Origin of the sequence: Streptomyces sp. GC420 (assembly GCF_009916105.1) — a bacterium.
GTDB lineage: Bacteria > Actinomycetota > Actinomycetes > Streptomycetales > Streptomycetaceae > Streptomyces.
Map to the genome: position 1 here is coordinate 1 of NZ_JAAAXQ010000436.1, position 5,815 is coordinate 5,815.

At 74.0% G+C, this 5,815-nt stretch carries 3 protein-coding genes; all 3 read right to left on the reverse strand.

Going from position 1 to position 5,815, the window contains the following annotated elements; genetic code table 11:
* Positions 1 to 13 precede the first annotated feature (13 nt).
* The 3 genes from GUY61_RS33370 to GUY61_RS33380 all read right to left on the reverse strand — a co-directional run bounded on the left by GUY61_RS33370 (position 14) and on the right by GUY61_RS33380 (position 5,718).
* Positions 14 to 2,011 carry a penicillin acylase family protein gene (locus GUY61_RS33370; protein WP_166634069.1) on the reverse strand — a complete coding sequence of 666 codons (1,998 nt, stop codon included), beginning with the start codon at positions 2,009 to 2,011 and terminating at the stop codon, positions 14 to 16.
* Between the two features lie 265 nt (positions 2,012 to 2,276).
* Positions 2,277 to 3,740 carry an aminotransferase class V-fold PLP-dependent enzyme gene (locus tag GUY61_RS33375; protein WP_243766936.1) on the reverse strand — a complete coding sequence of 488 codons (1,464 nt, stop codon included), beginning with the start codon at positions 3,738 to 3,740 and terminating at the stop codon, positions 2,277 to 2,279.
* A 562-nt stretch (positions 3,741 to 4,302) separates the two neighbouring features.
* Positions 4,303 to 5,718 carry an MFS transporter gene (locus GUY61_RS33380; RefSeq protein WP_166634071.1) on the reverse strand — a complete coding sequence of 472 codons (1,416 nt, stop codon included), beginning with the start codon at positions 5,716 to 5,718 and terminating at the stop codon, positions 4,303 to 4,305.
* Positions 5,719 to 5,815 lie beyond the last annotated feature (97 nt).

Genomic DNA, 5,815 nt, shown 5'->3' on the forward strand with positions numbered 1-5,815 from the left:
CGGAAGCACTACGCTAACGGACGCCCGGGGGAGGAAGAACGGCCCCGTCGCGCCACTCGTGGGCGGTCTTCGCCAGGATCGGCTGGTCCGGGTCGGTGCCCGCGGCCCGGACGGGGTTGGCGCCCGAGTTGTAGTACGCGGTGTGGTCGGCGTCGGCGTAGAACCAGTTGAAGGTGTAGTCGATGTCCTCGGCGGCCTTCTGGAACGCCTGCGCGGAGGTGATCGCGTCGGGGTCGTTGAACTGCTGGAAGCCGATGATCGAGTCGGCCTCGTGGTGGTAGGTGGAGCGCAGCTCGGTGAAGGCGACGGGCTTGCCCGCGACCTTGCCGGTGTGCGTGACCAGGCCGTACGCGGTGCGCTGGGTGACCAGGTCGTAGGAGCCTTCGGCGGTGGAGTCGGCCGTCGTCGGGGACCAGCTGTTGTGCTTGCGCAGTTCCTCGAAGGGGGTGCACGTGCCGCGCAGCAGGTAGTGCTCGGACGCGGTGGTGGGAGTGGCGCCCGAGGGCTCGCACAGTTCGACGGCGAAGGTGTCGGTGATGTCCTGGTTGGCGGAGGTCGCGCTCCAGGAGTAGTCGAGCCCGCGGCCGATCTCCACATAGAAGCTCAGGCCGGGGAAGGAGGCGCCGCGGGAGCGCAGTCCGGGGCCGTCCAGCTCCTGCACCATCAGCAACTGGGGTGCGTAGTAGCCGGTCTGGGGTCCGTAGACGGCTATCGGGTGGCCGGAGGCGGTGTGTTCGCCCGAGACCACCAGGGCGTTGGACATGCCGCGCTTGGCGGTGATCAGGTCGGCGGGCAGAACGCCCGTGTCGGCGGCGGCGGTTGCGTCTCCGGTTCCGGTTCCGGTTCCGGTTCCGGTGGACTTCGCGGAGGCCGCGCCCGCCCCGGTGCCGGTGCCGTTCCGGACGTGCCGGTAGGCGGTCACGGTGCCGCTGTCCGGGACCGCGACGCCCACCGGGGAGGCCGGTGTGCCGGCGTACGGGAAGCTGCCGCTGTGCTGGGTCGTCACCGCCTCGGTGTCGGCCTGCGCCCGCCAGGCGGCGTACGCGGTGTTGCCCGCCGCGGTCCCGTACCGCTGCTGGAACGCCATTTTGGCGAGCGCGTTCTCCACCTCGCCGCCGCCTCCGCTGCCGAAGACGGCGCCGACGACCGTGGCGATGGCGACCACGTCGGTGGCGGTGAAGTCCTTGATGTCGGAGCCGTGGCCGGTCAGCACGTACTCGCCCGGCCAGGTGACGTCCGCGACGGTGTCGTCGATGAACGCGTTGATGCCCGCGACGTAGTCCTTGACGTCCTGGTACGCCTGGGCACCCCTGGAGCCCGAGTTCCTGACCCGCTCCAGCTGGGCCGTCAGGTCCTCCTCGCTGTAGGGCGCGACGGCCCACAGGCTCTGTTCGAGGGCGCGGTTGCCCTCCGCGCCGCCGGCGAAGGACGACAGTTCGCCGCGGCCCACGTGCCGCAGGATGTCCATCAGCCACAGCCGGTCCTGTCCGGCCGCGTACCCGGCGCCGAACTCGGTCCCGGAACGGGTGGTGCCCTTGATGTGCGGGGTTCCGGTCGCCTTGTCACGGGTGATGGTGACGTCGGAGCGCGGGGAGAGGGTGCTCTCCACCTGGTCGGGGGCGACCCCGAAGGAGGCGTCGTTGAAGTAGGAGGCCAGCTGGTCCTCGGTCAGGCCCGAGTAGGAGTGCAGCAGGTTGTCGTAGGGCTCGAGCTGGTCGGCGGAGTGCTTGGGGCGCGTGCCGATGCTCCGGTGGAGCAGGATGCCGGCCAGCGTGGCATGGCCGTTCTGGCCGGCCGGCAGGATGTCCTGGCACTGGCCGAGGCAGGGATCTCCGGCGGCCGGCATGGGGTCGGCACCGGCGGCCGCCCGCGCGGGGGCGGCGACGGCAAGTGGTGTGAGCAGTGCGGCGGCCGCGAGCACGGAGACGACGGCCGCGCGGTATCTCGTACGGCGGCGGCGTCGTTCTGGAGGCGGGGCGGATCCTGGCGGCACGGCGGGTGCTGAGGACATGGGGAGCCTCTCCGGAATCGGGAAACCCGAGGTGGGGGGACCCCGCGGGTGGCGGGGCGCGGGAACCGTACCCCCGGTCACTTACTCACGGGTAGATGCTGTACCGGCTTATCCCTGCCGCTCCAACGGCGCTTTAGCGAAAGCTTGCTGACGGAGAGCCATGGTGATTGGCCCGCTCCTGGCGGGGCGGGTGCGCCGCCGCGGCCGGCCGGCACACCCGCCCCGACGGAGCGTCGGATGCGGAAGACGTCGGATGCGGAAGACGTCAGATTCGGAAGACGGAGCCGATGAACTCGGTGAGCAGGCGCTCCTTCAGCGCCCTCGGGAGCGCGTCCAGCAGCACCAGCACGGGGGCCATCCGCCCCGGCAGTCCGCCGCCGGGGCCGTCTCCGAGACCGGCGAACGCGAGAACGGCGGCGACCTCCTCGGGGCCGAGGGTGTCCGGGTCGAGACCGGCGGCGAGTTCGGTGAGGGAGGGATCGGCCGTCACCGGGGGCAGGGCGCGGGCAGCCTCCAGCGCCGCGCCGAGATCGCTGAGCAGAGCGTCCACCTGACCGACGGTGGCGGGGGTGAGGGTCAGATGGAGGTTGGGCGGCAGGCCGTCGAAGGAGAGCTGGGGCTGGAGGTACCAGCCGCGTTCGCGCATCTCATCGGCGAGGTGGAGCAGCAGGCTCAGGTCCGGTTCGCCCCCGCCACCGCCGTGGTCCTCGCCGGAGGAGAGGGCCGTGAGGGCGACGAGCCCGGCGGAGGGTTCGCCCAGGACCCGTACGCCCCGGATCCCGCGCAGGCCGGCGACCAGCCGGTCCGAGGCCTCGGCGACCCGGCCCGCGAGCGCGGTGTACCCGTCCTCGCCGATGTGCCGGAGCACCGCCCACGCCTGGGCCGCCAGGCCGCCCGGCTTGGTGCCCTGCACGGTCGGGTTGACGACCGGGTAGCCGGGCCAGCCCGCGTGCGCGAAGTACTGGTGGCGGCGCAGCCCGGCGTCGCGGTAGAGCACCACGGATGCGCCCTTGTCGGCGTACGCGTACTTGTGCAGGTCGACGGAGAGCGAGGTGACGCCGGGCACCGACAGGTCGAAGGGCGGCACGTCGCGGCCCGCGCGCCGCAGGTGCGGCAGGAGCCAGCCTCCGATGCAGGCGTCCACATGGCACAGCACGCCCCGCTCGGCCGCGGCCGCCGCGATCTCCGGCACCGGGTCGATCACCCCGTGCGCGTACGAGGGAGCGGAGGCGACCACGAGAGCCGTACGGTCGGTGATCGCGGCGGCCGTCGCGGACGCGTCGGCGCGGAAGGTGTGCGGGTCCACGGAGACCACGACCGGTTCCACGCACAGGTAGGCGGCGGCCTTGTGGAAGGCGGCGTGGGCGGTCGACGGCAGGACGAGCTGAGGCTCGCGCACCCCGCGCACCGCCCTCGCGTGGTCGCGGGCGGTCTTGACGGCGAGCATGATGCTCTCGGTGCCGCCGCTGGTGAAGGTGCCCTGTGCGCCGGGGGCGCCCAGCAGCGCGGCGACCGCGCCGACCAGGTCGTTCTCCAGTCGGGCGACGCTGGGGAAGACCGTCGGGTCGAGGCCGTTGACGGTGGCGAACGTGGAGTACGCGGCGGCGGCCAGCTCGTCGAGACCGTCCAGGCCCGCGTCGTACACATAGGCGAAGGTGCGGCCGCCACGGGTGGGCGCGTCGCCCTCGCGCAGGGCCCGCAGGCGTGCCAGCACCTCTTCGGCGGGCAGACCCGGCGCGGCGACGGCGGGCGGCCGGGCGTCGGGCCGGACGGTGGCGGGAGCGGTGGCGGAAGCCGGAGTGGGTTCGGTCGGCACGGATGATCTCTTCCTCGTGGGCGGTGCGGGGCGATGGACGGGGGACAACGGCGAAGAGGAGCCGCGCCCGTGCGGCGGCGGGGCGGTCACGGGTGCACGGGCGGGTCCGGGGCGGTGGCGCGCCCGGCCGGTGGACCGGGCACGGCCCCTGGCCCGCCGGGCGCACCGGGGCCGGGGCGCGCCGGGGCGGCCCGGACCGGCCCGGCGCCGTCGTCCGGTCGGCGCTCGTGGGTGCCTTCGGGGCCGTGTGCGGGGCCGGGACGACTGGCTGTTGCACGGCAGTGCCGGGCCGGGGCGCGCCGGGGCGGTGGCGTGGCGGACTCTGCCGTCGTCCGGTCGGCGCTCGTGGGTGCCTTCGGGGCCGTGTGCGGGGCCGGGACGACTGGCTGTTGCACGGCAGTGCCGGGCCGGGGCGCGCCGGGGCGGTGGCGTGACAGCACGTTCGGGCCGCCCGTGCGGCGTTCGCCGGGAATGCTCACGGCTGGGGCAGGTCCTGAGGGGGACCGGACACGGCCCCGGCCCCGGGGCCGGGGGCTGCGTCGCTGCCGTGTTCCCCGGCCACCGGCGTCTCGTCGTAGCGGTGCAGCAGCCACAGGCTCGCCGCAGCGAGCGCGGCGGGCAGCAGGCTCATGCCGGCCGTGATCCCGGCCAGTGCCGAGTCCGGCTGGTCCACGTGGTGGTCCGCGTCGGAGGAGCGGAACCCGGTCACGGCCAGGACCAGGGCGAACACCCCGGAGCCCAGCGCGAAGGCGAGGGTCTCGGCGGCCGTCCACAGCCCCGTGAAGGTCGCCGCCCTGCGCTTGCCGGTACGGAGGGCGTCCGCGGCCAGGGTGTCGGCGAGCATCGTCAGCGGCAGCAACTGCAGCCCGGCGTAGGCGACACCGACGACTGCGACGGCGCCGTACCCCACCGCCGGCCCGACCGCGTCCGTGAAGGCGAGGGCGACCGCGCCGCAGAGGTAGAGCAGGGAGGCGCACCACTGCGCGTACTTCACGCCCTTGCGGCGGGCCAGCCGGTTCCACAGCGGCATGAAGAGCGCCAGCGGGCCGATCATGCAGACGAACAGCGGGGTGACCGCGTCGGCCGAGCCGAGGCCGTACGTGGCGAAGTACTGGACGCCCGCAAGCATGACGCCGATGGCCAGGGCCTGGAGGGTCCACATGCCGGCGAGGTGGAGGAACGGCCGGCTGGAGCGTGCGGCGGCCAGCTGGGCGCGCAGCGAGGGCTCGGCCTCGCTGCGTACGGCCTCGGGGGCCCAGCGGGTGGTGTGCCAGGCCCCGAACATGCCGACCGCCAGCAGTACGGCCACGGCGATGCCCATGGTCCGGTAACCGGCCGGGCTGTCGCCGTCGGCGTGCGCGATCGCGGGGGCGAGGGCGCCGGACAGCAGGATGGCGACGCCGAGGAAGGTCACCCGCCAGCCCAGGACGCGTCCGCGCTCGGCGGGATCCTCGGTCATCTCGGCGGGCATGGTCACGTACGGGACCTGGAAGACCGCGTAGGCGGTGGCGGCGAGCAGGAAGAGCACGGCCACGTAGGCGGCCGCCGCGGCGCCCCGCAGCGGCGGCGCGGCGAAGATCAGCGCGAAGAGCGGCGGCAGGGTGCAGGCGCCGAGCAGCAGGAAGGGGCGGCGCGGGCCGCCGCGCAGGGTGCTGCGGTCCGAAACCGCCCCGACGAGCGGATTGATCAGGATGTCCCAGGCCTTCGGCAGGAACACGGCGGCGCCCGCCACGGCGGCGGGCACGGCCAGGACGTTGGTGAGGTAGTAGAGCAGGATCAGGCCGGGCACGGTGGCGAAGGTGCCGGTTGCCAGGGACCCGAGGCCGTAGCCGATGCGTACCCTGCGCGGCAGCCCGGGGGCCGCATTCCGATCCGTCCGGACAGCTGGCATGTCCTGATCATGGATGCCGGTTCGCGGCGGCGGCAAGAGCCCGGCATGAAGGGTGTGTGAACCGGGCCGGGCCGTTGACGGGTCCGGGGGCCGGGGC